At 33.7% G+C, this 16045-nt stretch carries 12 protein-coding genes and 1 pseudogene; 6 read left to right on the top strand and 7 right to left on the bottom strand.

Features of this window, described 5'->3' with window-relative positions; genetic code table 11:
- Nucleotides 1-20: 20 nt before the first annotated feature.
- The 5 genes from U5A88_RS02575 to U5A88_RS02555 form a co-directional block, all read right to left on the bottom strand.
- Nucleotides 21-509 carry a nucleotide exchange factor GrpE gene (locus U5A88_RS02575; RefSeq protein WP_354203495.1) on the bottom strand — a complete coding sequence of 163 codons (489 nt, stop codon included), beginning with the start codon at nt 507-509 and terminating at the stop codon, nt 21-23.
- Between the two features lie 13 nt (nt 510-522).
- The gene (locus U5A88_RS02570) at nt 523-2082 is read right to left on the bottom strand and encodes a hypothetical protein (RefSeq protein ID WP_354203493.1); all 1560 of its coding nucleotides are present in this window, start codon (nt 2080-2082) and stop codon (nt 523-525) included.
- A gap of 30 nt (nt 2083-2112) precedes the next feature.
- A complete protein-coding gene (locus U5A88_RS02565) occupies nt 2113-3216 on the bottom strand; it encodes a serine/threonine-protein kinase (RefSeq protein WP_354203491.1) in 1104 nt (367 codons plus the stop codon).
- Nucleotides 3217-3230: 14 nt separating this feature from the next.
- A complete protein-coding gene (locus U5A88_RS02560) occupies nt 3231-3971 on the bottom strand; it encodes a winged helix-turn-helix domain-containing protein (protein ID WP_354203489.1) in 741 nt (246 codons plus the stop codon).
- A gap of 126 nt (nt 3972-4097) precedes the next feature.
- Nucleotides 4098-4802: a metallophosphoesterase family protein gene (locus U5A88_RS02555; protein WP_354203487.1), complete on the bottom strand. Its 705-nt coding sequence runs from the start codon at nt 4800-4802 to the stop codon at nt 4098-4100.
- 601 nt (nt 4803-5403) lie between these two features.
- Between U5A88_RS02555 and U5A88_RS02550 the strand changes: the two genes are divergently transcribed.
- The 5 genes from U5A88_RS02550 to U5A88_RS02530 all read left to right on the top strand — a co-directional run bounded on the left by U5A88_RS02550 (nt 5404) and on the right by U5A88_RS02530 (nt 13930).
- A complete protein-coding gene (locus U5A88_RS02550; RefSeq protein WP_354203485.1) occupies nt 5404-7008 on the top strand; it encodes a sulfatase in 1605 nt (534 codons plus the stop codon).
- 211 nt (nt 7009-7219) lie between these two features.
- Nucleotides 7220-10135 carry a PSD1 and planctomycete cytochrome C domain-containing protein gene (locus tag U5A88_RS02545; protein ID WP_354203484.1) on the top strand — a complete coding sequence of 972 codons (2916 nt, stop codon included), beginning with the start codon at nt 7220-7222 and terminating at the stop codon, nt 10133-10135.
- Complete coding sequence (locus tag U5A88_RS02540; protein ID WP_354203482.1) at nt 10135-11586, top strand: DUF1501 domain-containing protein; 1452 nt, start codon at nt 10135-10137, stop codon at nt 11584-11586. The genes U5A88_RS02545 and U5A88_RS02540 overlap by 1 nt, the downstream gene beginning before the upstream one ends.
- A 17-nt stretch (nt 11587-11603) precedes the next feature.
- Complete coding sequence (locus tag U5A88_RS02535; RefSeq protein ID WP_354203480.1) at nt 11604-12527, top strand: beta-propeller domain-containing protein; 924 nt, start codon at nt 11604-11606, stop codon at nt 12525-12527.
- 5 nt (nt 12528-12532) lie between these two features.
- Complete coding sequence (locus tag U5A88_RS02530) at nt 12533-13930, top strand: c-type cytochrome domain-containing protein (protein ID WP_354203478.1); 1398 nt, start codon at nt 12533-12535, stop codon at nt 13928-13930.
- Here U5A88_RS02530 and U5A88_RS02525 read toward each other — a convergent pair whose 3' ends face one another.
- Entirely contained in the window at nt 13931-14917 is a 987-nt protein-coding gene (locus U5A88_RS02525; protein ID WP_354203476.1) for an SMP-30/gluconolactonase/LRE family protein, read from the bottom strand.
- 137 nt (nt 14918-15054) lie between these two features.
- Nucleotides 15055-15218: pseudogene (locus tag U5A88_RS02520) on the bottom strand (AAA family ATPase); the annotation flags it as partial.
- A 136-nt stretch (nt 15219-15354) separates the two neighbouring features.
- On the opposite strand from U5A88_RS02520, the gene U5A88_RS02515 reads away from it, so the two are divergent.
- Nucleotides 15355-16044 (top strand): fibronectin type III domain-containing protein, encoded by a 690-nt coding sequence (locus U5A88_RS02515; RefSeq protein ID WP_354203473.1) that lies wholly within the window; start codon nt 15355-15357, stop codon nt 16042-16044.
- Nucleotide 16045 lies beyond the last annotated feature (1 nt).

The following is a 16045-nucleotide window of genomic DNA, read 5'->3' as shown; positions in this document are numbered from 1 at the left end:
TTATTGTTAATATTCTACTCTTAAATTGGTGTACCTACAATTACTTCGCCCATTACAATTCGTTCACCCATATAATACACGGACGGCTTTATTGTTTCTATCATAGTTTCATCCTTGATTCCTGGAGTAGGTTGAAAAGCGAGCGACTTTATCGATAAGCCTGAATCGAATGGTTGCCCATCATGGTCTTTAATTTCAATTCCTTCTTTTTCCAGCGTGAGCATTATTGATTCTAGATGACGATAAGCTTTGCCCATTTCTTCAAGAGGTTGTTGATTTTTTGGATCTGTCATTTTTTTCTTTAATCGCCACGCCCCAATTGAAACTTCAGCGTAAAATGCTTTTTTCTTTTCAGGATTAAATTCTTGCTCAGGATTAGTCTTTTGTTCCAGCGAAAAACCATTAATAAGGTCTTCTAATTTATTGATCGTATCGTAATGTAACTTAACTGGGATTACCCGAAACTCTTTTGGATATTTAAACTGTTGTATTCTTTTAATTATATTCATAATTATTAAAATTTTAGTTTTGAGGGGGACTTGCTCCCCAGGTCCATCCTCTGGCAAGAAGTTCTTTTATTTCAGGGAATTGTTTGAAAGTACTACGACCCGCTGTTTTGTTCGATTTAATACCAAGTCTTATGCTCATAACAATTCCGATAGTTGCAAGAATTACAAATACCCAGAATGATGAAAAAAGACTTGCAAACAAAATACCTAATATAATACTTGCAATTACACCTAATGTGATTATAGTATCTTCCTTTTGGTGCTCCTTTTTACATTGTTCGCATCGAGGAACTTTTACGGTTAAATGTCTCCATGTTATACTATTATATAAGAGCTGTTTTTCTATTTCACCGTGCATCGGTTGTTCAATCGATGATTTTCCATTAGGTTTATTTGTTTTGCAAAAGAAACAGGTATTGTAGATTCTTTTGGAATCATAATTCTTCTTTATAATATCATAATTCTGGCTGACCCTTGAAACGGCAGATTCACCAAGTACTATAGATTTAATATCTTCCAGTATTTTTAGAGCGTCCTCCAGATCATCTTCTGTTTTATTACTGTAGGCGATAATAAAACCTAATGCCGTAAGGCCTATTTCATCATGTGCACCCTCTCGTATTGGGCTTTTATCAGGTAATAAAATATCCAATATTTTTAATGCAGTTTTTGTTTCTTCAATTATTTTTTTACCTGCATTTAGTTCAGTTTGAGGATTGGTATAGGGTACGTCATTAAATCTTTTACAAATGATTTTGATTCTATTTCTTACAGGCTCAATAACTTTATTTATTGCTCTTAAACCCACATCAGAACCAAACCCTGATTCGTTTACAAATTGGATGTGGCGATTTGCCTTGGCGATGTCGCCTTTTTCAGCAGCGTTTAAAGCTATTTTTACATTTATTTGCAAAATAGCAGATGGGAGTGACTCTCTTAATCTTTTAATAAATCCGGTGGTTAATCTAGGATCATCCATTTCTCGAACTCTGGCTGTCAGACGACTCCAAAATCCTTCATGGTCGAAAAGCACTTTCCAGCGTTTAAAAGCATTTTCCCAATATTCTTCTAACTTACTATTTGTGATGCCTTGTCCATTTAATTCATAATCAAGTGCCTGTAGATGTGACAGTATTGCCAAATTGTGCTTTGAAACATTTGATTCTGTTAAAGTAGCTTCCTCCTTGATCCATATATTCTCGGCCGATTTTATATCATTTTTCGATAAGAACTCCAAGGCTTTATCAGTATTGGCAGAATCAAAACTATGAGGCCAAAACCAGAAAAATTCATCGATTAGACGAGTTTCAGGGTCACGCAATCTATGCAAGGCAAGGCGTATTTGGTCATTGTCTGGCGACGGCACAATTGGGAAAGGACTATCATTTTTTACCGAAACATCTCCATATTTTTCGAACATTTGGTTTTTCCGAAGTTGGCTAGTGATTTCACGAGTACTTGAGTTTACATTAAGACCAGAAATTCGAAAAGCATTTACTCTGTAAATTTCTGGAACAGCAGCTTGAATCAGGATTTCACATCCATTTTTACTATTGTTTGTATTTGATACCATAGTTTCCGATTTAATACAATTTAAGCTAGTTTATCTTGATATTCCCTTTCTCCATAATTTCATAAGGTACTCATATTTGTCTTTATAATTAGGCCATTTTAAAAAGGCCTGTTCTAATAAATCCGCGGCCTCATTTAATTTGTTCGAATGCTTACTGATATTTAAAGCCTGTTTAAGTAAATTATTCGCATCAGATTCGTCAATAGGCGTATGATTTCCCAGAGCAGATTTTGTCAGCCCATGAGAACTTGAGTATATATTTCTATTTTCTGAAATTTTTGATGGTTTCCATCTTTTTAAGTCCTTTAGAAAGTCCATGGCATTCATATATCTATTTGCCGGGTCAATTGATAAGGCTTTCAGGGTTATTTGGTCGAGTAATGGATTAACGGATAAATTTAACCTACTTGGTGGAATTACTGGGACTTCAAAATTTGAATAATCAAAAAAATCAGTTTCTGTAATTTCAGCAAATGGTAAGCGATCGGTCAGTAAAAGATATAAAATACAACCAATTGCCCAGACATCACCTGTACATGAATCAAATTTGTTATTTTTAAAAACTTCAGGAGATTTAAAGATTCTTGTTCCTTTTGCACTCGCAAGAAGCGTTAGTGGATTAACGTGTTTCGCTAAACCAAAATCGGACACACGGACCCTTATTCCTTCTGCATCGTAGCCAATAAGAATGTTCTGAGGCTTAATGTCACGGTGAATGATTGGCGGGGTTTCGCTATGTGCAACGGACAAACCAAGGCATATTTCCTTTATTATCTGTACGGTATCACCAACAGGTATAATACGCTCGGCATAAGACTGCCAGAATTTATCTAGACTACCTCCTGCAACATATTCCATAGTAAAAAAACCAAAAATTCCTTTTTTAGAATTTGAGATATTTGCATCAAATACCCTAACAATATTAGGATGTCCAATCTGGGACAAAAGTACTGCTTCGCTAAGCATAGTCTCAATCTCATTAATCGTCATGCCCAAGGCTTTAAAAACTTTCATTGCCTGTCTTCCAAGAAATCTATGCTTCACCCGGTAAACTTCAGCAAAAGCTCCTTCTCCCAAAAAGCGTTCAACCTCATAAGTTTCGTTTATATTTTGACCTTCTTTTAAAATGGGCATTCGTAGTTATATTATTATGGATTAGTATTTAGTCTATACCCCATACCTCTTATATTGATTAGAAATTTTGGGGTTTTATGGTTGTCTTCAATTTTCTTTCGCAACGCTGCTACAATATGATTTACATCATTTGTAGTATGCGAATAAGCATCATCCCACAGTGCAGAAACTATTTCATCATAAGTGCACATGACGGGAACACTATCATTTGATTTATTTTTTTGATCCATATACCTTAGAAGTTTATGTTCCATTGGTGTTAAAGAACTAACTTCTGTTAGTTCTCCTTTTTTAGTAATAAACAACTTAGCCTGAATCCAATCATAAACTAAACTTGACGTGTAATATTCAACATTTTCAGTTGCTAAGGGATCAGTATAAAGTAATTCCCAGTATTTTGGTGGCTCACTTGCACCCACGCTACATAATATCATTATTACATCACCATCTTGTAATTTAAATTCTCCCTTCACTTTTTGCATAACACTTCTTCGTTTGACAAAAGTCCCATTTTTACTAGCATTATCCACAACCCAAGAAGTACAGTTTTTAATTTCAACGGAACAGTGCATATAACGTGTGACTAATTGTTGCGGATCTGGTAAAAGTGCAATGTCATTTAGATCGGCTAATCTCCCAATGATTATTTTATCCTTATTCATTACTATTTTGCTTTCTACACCTTCAATCGTCGATAAGACAATAAATGGACTTACTGGCAATTTGCTTTTCGTTGTTTTCGAATTTTTATTCATTTTAGTATTTTTATCAAAAAACTTCTCAACAAAAGTAAATCAAGAATAACGTTACCACAATGGAATTTTAATGGAAAATCAATGGAATTAATAATTTTCTTGTAATATTAATAAAACTATGCGTAACTATCCATGCTGTTTATTTATGTTTATTGAATTATCTTTTGACGTCGATTGCCAGTATTCTTTTGTTTCCACATTCATAATTGTAAGTTTACCTGATTGATGTATCCCTGTATCAAGCATCCACAAATTTGAAATTTTGGTTGGTGTGGATTGTCCAATAAACTGAGTTGGAGTATGACCAACAAATATTTCTGTGAATTCATTAAAACTTAAATTTGTCTGCTCATATTCCATAGCAGTCGATATCAATGATCTGTCCCAAATAAGTGTTTCCTTATTGTTTTTTTGTTGCTGAAATGGAATTCTTGGGTTATATCCTCCATGTACAAAAAGTCTTGAGTCTGTATCAATAAAATATAATCTTGCTTTTTCAAAGAACTCAATATGCTTTTCTTTTAATTCCGGATTTTCTTTATAAGCATTCATTGTGATTGCTCCACCTTGCGATGTCCATGCAATTGGGGTTTGACTGTTTTTTAAATATTGATAGCACCATTCATCATGATTTCCTAGAATATGCGTGAAATTTTTTACTTGCATCAGTTTTTCTATTACATCCAAAGGTTTTGGCCCCCGGTCAACCAAATCTCCAAGACTAACAAGAATATCGTTATTAAATTGAAATTTCACGCGGTCAAAAAGTTCCATTAGTTCATCGTAATGACCGTGTATATCTCCAATAACGAATTTTCGCGGGCTTAACATTTTTGATACTAATTATTCGTAATTACCTTTCTTATGTTTAACGTTCAATATATAATGAGCTTAATGTGGCTAAATAAAAAATGTTACTAGCTCAAATTACCATTTAAAGTTAGGAATTTTTTTTGGAAGAATTCATTATATAATATGCTATCTGGTTCATTTAAAACAGCCTACCATATCTTTCCTCAATAATCACAGTATAAAAAGTTTTTATTTTTCGGCCAAAAAAGAGTTGTCAACCCACTTTAACGCTGTTGATTTTACTTTATAAAGAGAAACTATCAGAATAAAAAATATAAAAGTTAAATTCTTTAGAATGTTAGCGAACAATTTTATACCATGATGTTACGATTCAAAATAAAACGTTTAAAGTAGAGTCTTAAAAATCTGAATCGAATTAGAGTTTAGTTGTTAACAGAAAAAAATCTAACAAAAGCAACCAAAAGAGTACATCTTTTTTACACCCACAACCTCAACACCCTAGTGTTTACAAGGCTTAATACATATTGTATCGGCAAATAACTTATAAAACATAAAATTACAACTAGATTTTTTTAGTTTTACCCTAAAATATTATATGGATTCTATAAACTCAATAATTATGAAATTAAAAAAAATATTGGTTTTAGTACGTTGTCTTTGCCTTACAGTTATAATTATAAGTAGCTGTAAGCAAAAAGATTCTGTAATAGAAAAGGTAATTAAAAAACCAAATGTAGTATTTATTTTAGCGGATGATTTAGGTGTAAATGATCTGAGTTACACTGGCAGTAGTTATTACGAAACACCATCCATAGACCGTATAGCAAATGAAGGAGTTGTATTCAATCAAGGTTATGCCGCATGCCAAGTCTGTAGTCCATCAAGAGCCAGTATTATGACAGGTCAATTTGCGGCTAGTCATGGTATTACAGATTGGATAGGAGCAGCCTCAGGTATACAATGGAGAAATCAAGGCCGAAATACTAAATTACTACCCGCATCTTATAAACATGAGCTTGATCAAAATAGTCTTACTCTAGCAGAGGCCATGAAACAAGGCGGTTATAAAACTTTTTTTGCTGGTAAGTGGCATTTGGGAGATGCACCTTCAACACCAGAAAATAACGGTTTTGATATCAATATAGGAGGATGGAAAGTAGGATCACCTAGAGGTGGATATTATGCTCCATGGGAGAATCCTAAATTGATGGCTAAACACGATGGTGAAAGTTTAACGATGCGGTTAGCTCAAGAAACAGCTGATTTTATAACGGATAATAAAGATACCACTTTTTTCGCTTTCCTATCTTTTTATGCCGTACATGGCCCCATACAAACCACAGAAGATAAATGGAGCAAATACAGAAACAAAGCCGAAAAACAAGGCATTCCTGACTCTGGTTTCGTAATGGAACGGGTTTTACCTATTCGAACAGTTCAAGATAATCCAGTATATGCGGGATTGGTGGAAACTATGGATGATGCCGTGGGCTTAGTATTAGACAAATTAAAAGAATTAAACTTAGATGAAAATACCATAATTGTTTTCACGTCAGATAATGGAGGTGTAGCTAGTGGTGATGCATTCTCTACTTCCAATTTACCATTAAGAGGAGGAAAAGGTTATCAATGGGAAGGTGGTATAAGAGAGCCTTATTTCATTAAAATACCAACACTAAAAAACCTACCAAAAACAATTGATTATTCAGTTTCAGGTGTAGATTTTTACCCTACTTTAATGGATTTAACAGGAGTTCAATTTAAACCAACTCAAAAAATAGATGGAATCAGTTTAGTGCCTTTGTTAAAAGGAGAATCTGTAGAAAGTAGAGCTTTGTTTTGGCATTATCCACACTATGGAAATCAAGGAGGTGAACCTGTGAGTATTATAAGACGTGATGAATGGAAATTGATTCACTATTGGGAAGATGGACGCGATGAACTTTATAATCTAACAAACGATCCCGCAGAAAAACAAAATGTTCTTGCTGGTAATACTGACGTAGTAACAAAATTGAGAACAGAGTTAGATACGTATCTATCAAGCGTCAATGCGAATATCCCACAAATAGATTCAACATACGATGCCGTTTTAGCGAAAAAACAATATGAAAACAGAAGAACTAAAATGCTTCAAAGTTTGGAAAAGCAACGTAAAAATTTCTTAAATAAAAATTTTAAACCTAATGTCAATTGGTATGATAGTAAATTGACTAAAGATTAATTCTTAGGTTAAGAATAATCTATTATTTTATATAACACTATACGTTTAGGTGCTTTGATGCAAAATCAATAATCTTTGCTGTACATAGAACTTAAATCTTCATTAATCGGTAATATTTTTTTATTACAAGCACTGTTCGTATATTTATTGACTTGAGTCCATTTAGGTTTCAGATTAAATTCTGAATACTCTGAATTCTAATGTTTAATTCATGAACCTTATTAAAAAAATAAAAAAGTTATGTACACTATTTATACTGTGCCTAATTATTTTGTCATGTAATAATTCAGATTCATCGTACGAACCGCTTCCCAAAACCGTTGACTTCAATTTTCATATCCGCCCAATACTTGTCCAAAATTGTTATTTATGCCATGGCCCAGATCCTAGTAGTAGAGAAGCAGATTTAAGACTAGATACTTATGAAGGAGCAACGGCTGCTTTAAAAGAAGGTGGATTTGCTGTGGTTCCTGGAAAACCTAATAAGAGTCAATTAATAAGCAGAATTAACCATCAGCATGAAGATCAAATGATGCCTCCGCCTGAAACTAATAATAAATTAACCCAAAGGGAAAAAGATTTATTAGAAAAGTGGATTAAACAAGGTGCAGAATGGAAACGGCATTGGTCATTTATAAAACCTACTTATAATGAAGAACTTAAAAATAACGCCTCAATTGATTATTTTATTGACAAACGTTTAGAAGAAAAGGGGCTAGATAAAGTACCATTAGCAAACAAATATTCGCTTATTCGTAGGGTTGCATATCTATTAACTGGACTACCCCCATTGCCAAAAGATATTGAAAATTATGTTTCAGACTCTTCAGAGGATGCCTATGAAAAAATGGTAGATAATTATTTAAATTCATCAGCATATGGAGAAAGGTGGGCAAGACATTGGATGGATTTAGTTAGATATGCAGAAACTAAGGGGCATGAATTTGATTATACCATTACTGGTGCTTGGAAATATCGCGATTATTTGATAAGAGCGTTTAACGATGATGTTCCGTATGACCAATTGTTAAAGGAACATTTAGCAGGAGATTTGTTAGCACAAAAACGATACAACACAAAAAATGGAATTTTAGAATCTCAATTAGGAACGGCTTTTTATACATTTGGAGAAGGTACGCACAGCCCTGTTGATATTAAACAAGATGAATCCAATCGTATCGATAACATGATCGATGTAACCACCAAAACTTTTCAGGGACTTACTGTGTCATGTGCCAAATGTCACGATCATAAATTTGACCCAATAACGGCAGCAGATTATTATGCATTGTATGGAGTTATGGAAAGTACTCGTTTTACACCGCTCGATTCGGATCTATCGACTTCAAAAGAATTAAACTCAAAAGAAATACTGAAAATTCAAGACTATATTAAAACGATAGTTTCTGGTAAAGTTCAACCAAAAAAAATAAATCAAAAATTAAATAATTATCCTGTTGGCGATTATAAAATGATTGGTGATTTTAGAGGTTCTGATTTTGATGGTTGGGTAAGTAATGGCATTGCATTTGGTAAAAATTCCACTTTAGGAAATCCTATAATTGACAAAAAATCTGGAAAGTTAATAACCTTTGAAAAAGGAAAGGCATCTAGCAAAGTTTTAGATACTGGTATTTTTGGAACATTAAGATCACCTGATTTTGTATTGGATTCTGATTTTATTGGTGTTCGTGCAAGAGGAGACAAAAGTACAGTTCGTGTAATTATTGATAATTTTCAATTGATTCAAAACCCTATTTACGGAGACCTTACTAAAGGAGTAAACAGTTCTGATTGGAAAAATTATACGTTTAACGTAGGAGCTTGGAAAGGCCAAAAAGCGTATATAGAAATTCTCTCTGGTGAATACCAACGGCATAATTTTAATTTGTCTGAGGATGCTTTTATAGAGGCACAGTACGCAATCTCTTATAATTCTGAATGGCCTTCAAAAATAGTAGAGAACACCAATTCAACATCTCTAATTGCGGCACTGAACACTAAGCTCAAATTAGGTGATATAAAGACTTCTTTTCCTGAATTAATAACTGCAATTTACAGCACAAAGAAATTAGCTAAAGATTTACAAAATAGCTCATTCATTTATGGTGTTTCCGATGGTTTTTCAATAAACAGCCCAGTGTTCAATAGAGGGAATCATAATGAACCCTCTAAAGATAGCATACCTAGAAGGTTTTTATCTGCATTGCCTTTAGGAGATGTTGCTTTTAAATCGAAAGGCAGTGGACGATTAGAACTAGCAAATGCCATGCTAGATAAAGAAAATCCTTTAACTTCTAGGGTTATGGTAAACCGTCTTTGGCATCATCTTTTTGGTAGAGGGATCGTTGAGACCGTAGATAACTTTGGACTTCAAGGAAAATTACCATCACATCCTGAACTACTAGATCATCTTGCTATTAAATTTCAAAATGAGGGATGGTCTATAAAAAAAATGATAAAATACATTGTAACTTCTGAAGCCTTTAAACGGAGTACAATCACGGATGATGAACTTTCAAAAAAAGATCCTAACAATGTCTATTTAGCTTCGTTTCCTTTAAGGCGTTTAGAGTCAGAAGCCATTAGAGATGGTATTCTAGTAGTATCGGAAAGCTTAAACGATTCCATTTATGGGCCTCCAGTTCCTATGTACCTTACCGAGTTTATGCAAGGAAGAGGAAGACCGGGAGAATCTGGTCCGTTAGATGGAAATGGTAGAAGAAGTATTTATCAGGAAGTGAGACGGAATTTTTTAGAGCCTATGATGACAACTTTTGATCGCCCTATGCCATTTACCACTTTTGGTAAACGTGATGTAACCAATGTACCTTCTCAGTCTTTAATTTTAATGAACGATCCTTTTGTAATTGCTCAAGCTGAAATTATGGCTAAGAAATTAGTAGCCATTAACAAGTTATCCTTCAATCAAAAAATTGAATGGGTTTATATACGTGCTTTTTCCAGAAAACCATCTGAGAGTGAAATTTCAAATGCTAGCCAATTCATTTCACAGCTCAAGGAAACAAAAAGTACGGTAAACTCAGAAGCTGATGTTAACTTAGAAGTCTGGAAAGAATATTGCCATAGTATGTTTAACTTAAAAGAATTTTTATACCTAATATAATGAGCAAGTATCATAATTTTTTGCGAAAACCCATGTCACGCCGTGAGATGCTAGACATTTGTAAAGGTGGCTTTGGATCACTCGCTTTTATGAGTTTGTTCGGTATGCTTCCGGCATCTTGTAATCAACCAGGTAAGTCAATTTTAGACGCTAGTTCAAATCTTAACATAGGGCCACATTATTTGCCAAAAGCAAAGAATATTATCTTTCTTTACATGGATGGTGGTGTTTCTCAAGTCGATTCTTTTGATCCAAAACCTAGACTTACTAAAGAAAATGGACAAGATCCGAGAAAAAAATTTAAAGTTGATGCCACACAATTTAATAATGTAGGTAAAATATTAAAAAGTCCTTGGGAGTTTAAGCAATATGGAGAATGTGGAATGCCAGTTAGTGAACTCTTTCCGCATATTGCTACTTGTGTTGATGACATTGCATTAATAAGATCGTTGACATCACAATTTCCTGAACATACCAATGCAAATTATTTTTTACATACGGGTAGCGGACTTCAGGGTAGGCCAAGTATGGGGTCTTGGATTAACTACGGTTTAGGAAGTGAAAATAAAAACATACCCGGATATGTTGTTTTAGATGGTGGTTTAATTCCTCCAGGTGGTTTAGATAATTTCAAAAATGGTTTTTTACCCGCTTCTTATCAAGCATCCGTTTTAAAAGCTGGTGCACAGCCTATTGCCAATATTAAACCCAAAGAAGAAATTAAAAATTTACAAGAACAAAAACTTGGGTTTATTAGTCGATTAGATAAACAACAATTAGAAGAAATAGGAGAAGTAGATGCCGTAGAATCTGCCATTTCAAATTATGAATTGGCATATAAAATGCAATCATCAATTCCAGAATTGACAGAATTTAAAGCAGAAACGAAAGCCACAAAAAAACTATATGGTTTTGAATCAGACGACCCACATACTCGTGGTTATGCCGCTCAATGTTTATTAGCCCGTAGATTGGTAGAAAGAGGTGTCCGGTTTATAGAATTAACTTGTCCTAATGTTGGTTCAGATCGATGGGATCAACATGGAAATTTAAAGGAAGGGCATGAAAAAAATGCTCATGCAGTTGACCAACCCATTGCTGGACTTTTAAAAGATTTAAAATCTAGAGGATTATTGGAAGAAACCTTGGTCGTTTGGACAGGTGAGTTTGGAAGAACACCATTTGCACAAGGAGATAACGGACGCGACCATAACCCTTCGGCATGTAGTATGTGGATGGCTGGAGCAGGCATAAAAGGTGGCACAATATACGGACGAACAGATGAGTATGGTTATAGAGTTATTGAAAATGAAGTCACAGTTCATGATTTACATGCTACTATGATGCATTTAATGGGAATCAATCACGAACATTTAACCTTTCGTTTTGGAGGTCGAGATATGAGGTTAACAGATGTTCATGGACATGTAATTAAAGACATATTGGCTTAAAATTAAACCGCTACACAATGAAAAACAAATCAATATTAAAATTAAGTCTTTTTCTTTTTCTAATCATCCCATTCTTTTTAACGGCTCAAAAATCAGCATCGGGTATTAGCCATTCTTTTTTTATTGCTGGCCCACAGTTTACCGGAATTATTGGTGAAGCTGGAGAAGTTATTTGGAATTCAGAAAAGCCTGGAGCAAGAGATGGTTATGTGCTTAAAAATGGGAACGTTTTAATTTGTTGGGCTGATGAAGTTAGAGAATACAACAAGAAAAAGAAAATTATCCTTACCTATAAAAAATCTGAAGATTCCATGGAATTAGGTACTGCTGTGCGACTTGCTAATGGACATACTATGATTACTGAATCTGGTACAAAACCAAGAATTGTTGAGATAAATAAAAAGGGTGAAGTAGTTAAAAGTGTACCGCTTCAACCAGAAACTGATAATATTCACATGCAAACACGTATGGCTAGGAAATTGAAAAACGGAAACTACCTGGTCCCTCACCTTTTAGCTTTTGCTGTGAAAGAGTATCAACCAGACGGAAAGGTAGTTAAGGCTTTTAGCACAGATTATGCAACCTTTGGAGGAAGAGAAGCAAAGACTTGGCCATTCACAGCAATTCGATCAAAGAATGGAAATACCTTAGTTACTTTAACTAATGGAAATAGGGTTATAGAATTGGATTCAGAAGGAGAAATAGTTTGGGAAATTGATAATTCGCTATTTGAAGAAAAACCCTTAGTAGATCCTTGTGGGGCACAAAGATTACCCAATGGAAATACTGTAATTGCAAGCTATGGTACACAAAAAGGAATTAAGATGTTTGAAGTAGATTCTGATAAAAATATAGTTTGGATCTATGACAAATATCGAGCTCACCATTTTCAAATATTAACGACAAATGGTAAACCCATAAAAGGAACACCTCTCAAATAATATAAATGGGGATAACTGTATTACTAAATATTGATTTAGAAACTCCTTCTGATATTATTTTATTTTTTGGAAGAATCCATCCTTTAGTCGTTCATCTTCCTATTGGTTTTTTATTACTAGCAGTTCTTGCTGAAGTTTCAACAAAACGGAAAAAATTTGAGCCTTTAAAACCTTTTGTTCAGTATATATGGGGACTTGGTGCCATCGGGGCATTTTTCGCAGTTTTGTTTGGCTATTTTCTTTCGTTATCTGGTGATTATAACGAAGACACTATATTCTGGCATAAATGGAGTGGTGTGGCAGTGCTCTTGTTTTCGATAATTTTTTATTATATAGCTAAAAAACAAATTAAAATTCCATTTTATGGAAAGTCGATACTTGTAACTCTAGTAGTTTTTACAATTTTTTATACAGGACACTTAGGTGGGAACCTAACACACGGATCAACCTATTTATTAGAATATGCTCCAAATCCAATTCGTCAATTAGCAGGTTTGCCAAATAAAGCCATTCCACGTAAAAAAGTGACTGTTTTAGATTCTGCTCATGTTTATCTAGACTTAATTTCTCCTATAATGAATGATCGCTGTGTAAGTTGTCATAATTCTGATAAAAAGAAAGGAGACTTAGAGTTAACAACTTTTTCAGATTTAATGAAAGGCGGTGAAAATGGAGATGTAATAATTCCAGGTGATGCTAACTCAAGTGATTTGTTTAGACGAATTACACTTCCTGAAACTCATGATGATTTTATGCCCACTGAAGGAAAACGCCCACTAACTGATGATGAAGTTGCTCTAATTGGTTGGTGGATAGATAAGGACGCTCCTTCAACTGGTTATTTTACAGCACTTAACCCCGATAAAGAAATAATAGATAATGTTAACCGACAATTAGGTCTTGATAAAAATAAATTCTTAAGGGAAAAGGTTCAACCACCAAAAAAAGAAATCATTGATTCTTTAAGCAATCATGGTTATATTTTAAACGTATTGATGAAAGACAATTATTTTTTGGAAGCAAATTTCAGTTTAAGTGAAAAAAAACTTACAACAAATAGTGTTGAAATACTTCTAGAGGTAAAAGATCAATTAATTTGGCTGAACATGAGCAATTCAAATCTTTCTGACAAGGATCTTGAAAAAATAGGACAATTGGAAAATCTAATTAAACTAAACCTCAGTAAAAATAAAATTTCGGATAACGGATTAATACATTTAGAAAAACTAAAGAATTTAGAATCTCTTAATCTTTATGATACCGAAGTTTCTGAAAAACTACTAGTTGTAGTTCCAAAATTAATCCACCTAAAGAGCTTATATCTTTCTAAATCAAATGCAACTGATAAAATTGTTACTCAGTTACAAAAAGAGAACAAAAAATTAAAAATTATTTTTGATTGATTATGACTTGGGCTTCAACTTTACTCTCATTAATTTTGGGCCAGAGGTAATGTATAAAGTTTCTTCTTTATCGTCTAAAACACAATTCGTATTAAATTCGTCATTTAAAATAGTTCCTAAATGCTTTCCTTCAGGGTTTAAAATATAAACACCTCCAGGACCAGTTGCGAAAATGATTCCATTTTTATTAACTTTTAACCCATCAGGATGCCCTTTTTCTTTTGGAGCATTTCCTGTAGCATCAAAAAATAACCTGCCGTTTGAAATGTCTCCGTCTTCATCGACATCTGCAGCAATCCAAATGGCATGTTTCCAATCTGCATTAGCTATATAAACGGTTCGCTCATCTGGGGAAAAAGCAATTCCATTAGGGCTAGACAAGGTATCGGTAACAATCTTTACTTCACCTTTAGGAGAAATGCTATATACAGCAGCTTTTAAACCATCTTCCTTTACAGGAGGCGGATCAGACATAATCATATTTCCATTAGAATGAAAGGCTGCATCATTTGTATTATTGAATCGAACACCATTATAATTATCAACAAAAACACTAAAATCATTTGTAGGTTTATCCAAAGGACTATTCATTTTTACAGCCTGACCATGACCATATTGTAGAATCACTAATTTGTCATCCTTATCCACTAGTAGTGCACTAGGCCCTAGTCTATCTCCATCTTTCATATCCAAATAAAGTGTTACACTATCATTCTCTGTCCATTGAAATATTTTTTGGTTGCGGACATCTGTATACACCAATTTTTGTTCTTCTTTAATCCAAATTGGCCCTTCAGACCATTCATGTCCCGTTGACAGCACTTCAATAACAGCATCTGGTGAAATTACTTCGTCTAGTTGTTTGTCTAGTCTTTCAATTTCACCAACTGTTGGAAATTTTCTCAGTTTCTCTTTCTCTTTTTTACCACAAGAAATAAAGAATACAATTAGTATAACTATTTTCAAAACTTTACTGAATAGCTCCATTTGTTCGTTTTTTTGGTGTTTACATGCCTCCTACTCTCACAAAAATAAACTTATTTGTTGAAAAGAGAATAATAAGAAAATTAAAACGTATAAACTACTCTGGCTATTTAGTGTAAGTTGATTGATAAGGTCTGAAATTAATACAATTCCCTTATAATACGTTCTTCGGTAATACCTTCTGCCTCAGCCTTGTAGTTTTTTACAATTCTATGGCGTAAAATAGCTTCGGTCACAGCCTGTACATCTTCAATATCTGGTGAAATTTACCGTGAATAGCGGCATAACCTTTGGCGGCAATTATTCATCTTACAAACCTTTGTATTGATCTTTTGTCGTAACCTATATTTTATAGATAATTCAGTTATTTTTATAATAATTTCAGATGTTATACGTTAAAGCGTAAAGGAAATAATTTTAATATTTTATCTTTACATATAATGTCTTTTAACATTAATAAAACCATTTTTAAGTTTGCATTTTTACTCACATTAACTCTTTCAGTAAGTAATTGCAGTTCAGGCAATGATGGTCCAAATTACGATACAAATCTAATCATTCAATCAACCGAAGCTAATATAGAAACTACATTTACTTCTTTAAAAGTAAACGGAAAATTATTATCTGATAACGGTATAGTATCAAAAGGTATTTGTTGGAGTGAAACCTCGAAACCAACCATAAATAACAATAAAATTACAGAAACAACTACAACTTTCAGTTCGCTTATTGAGAACTTGAACCCGAACACAACATATTACTTTAGGGTATTTGCTACTTCTAATTCTGGGACAACTTATAGTCAAGAAAAATCTTTTACAACAGCAAGTTTAGAAGAAACTTATTGGCAATTTATAGTGACAGACCATAATGGAAATGATGTTTCGGCAAAAGTAAATTTATATGAAGATGGTTCTACAAAATATGTGAGAGATAATTGTCCTACTTGTTATGTACCGTTGGGTACTTGGTCATTAAATGGAAAAAATCTTACCTATATCGGTGAAAATGCAGACCCAGCATTATCTAGACATGTATTTTATGGCACAGTTACAGGAATGTCATTGCAAGGTACTTATGAACACATTGAAGATCCTGATGGAACATGGAGTGCTGTATTATTACCATAAA

The organism is Aureibaculum sp. 2308TA14-22 (genome assembly GCF_040538665.1).
Lineage (GTDB): Bacteria > Bacteroidota > Bacteroidia > Flavobacteriales > Flavobacteriaceae > Aureibaculum.
The sequence above is the reverse complement of the archived record's forward strand: the minus strand, read 5'-3'. Positions and strand labels throughout refer to the sequence as shown.

What these genes read in the sequence shown, in the direction of transcription:
- U5A88_RS02530 (WP_354203478.1), top strand. Translation starts at nt 12,533, where the DNA reads ATGGGGATAACTGTATTACTAAATATTGATTTAGAAACTCCTTCTGAT.
- U5A88_RS02575 (WP_354203495.1), bottom strand. Translation starts at nt 509, where the DNA reads ATGAATATAATTAAAAGAATACAACAGTTTAAATATCCAAAAGAGTTT.
- U5A88_RS02525 (WP_354203476.1), bottom strand. Translation starts at nt 14,917, where the DNA reads ATGGAGCTATTCAGTAAAGTTTTGAAAATAGTTATACTAATTGTATTC.
- U5A88_RS02535 (WP_354203480.1), top strand. Translation starts at nt 11,604, where the DNA reads ATGAAAAACAAATCAATATTAAAATTAAGTCTTTTTCTTTTTCTAATC.
- U5A88_RS02570 (WP_354203493.1), bottom strand. Translation starts at nt 2,082, where the DNA reads ATGGTATCAAATACAAACAATAGTAAAAATGGATGTGAAATCCTGATT.
- U5A88_RS02565 (WP_354203491.1), bottom strand. Translation starts at nt 3,216, where the DNA reads ATGCCCATTTTAAAAGAAGGTCAAAATATAAACGAAACTTATGAGGTT.
- U5A88_RS02515 (WP_354203473.1), top strand. Translation starts at nt 15,355, where the DNA reads ATGTCTTTTAACATTAATAAAACCATTTTTAAGTTTGCATTTTTACTC.
- U5A88_RS02545 (WP_354203484.1), top strand. Translation starts at nt 7,220, where the DNA reads ATGAACCTTATTAAAAAAATAAAAAAGTTATGTACACTATTTATACTG.
- U5A88_RS02555 (WP_354203487.1), bottom strand. Translation starts at nt 4,802, where the DNA reads ATGTTAAGCCCGCGAAAATTCGTTATTGGAGATATACACGGTCATTAC.
- U5A88_RS02540 (WP_354203482.1), top strand. Translation starts at nt 10,135, where the DNA reads ATGAGCAAGTATCATAATTTTTTGCGAAAACCCATGTCACGCCGTGAG.
- U5A88_RS02550 (WP_354203485.1), top strand. Translation starts at nt 5,404, where the DNA reads ATGAAATTAAAAAAAATATTGGTTTTAGTACGTTGTCTTTGCCTTACA.
- U5A88_RS02560 (WP_354203489.1), bottom strand. Translation starts at nt 3,971, where the DNA reads ATGAATAAAAATTCGAAAACAACGAAAAGCAAATTGCCAGTAAGTCCA.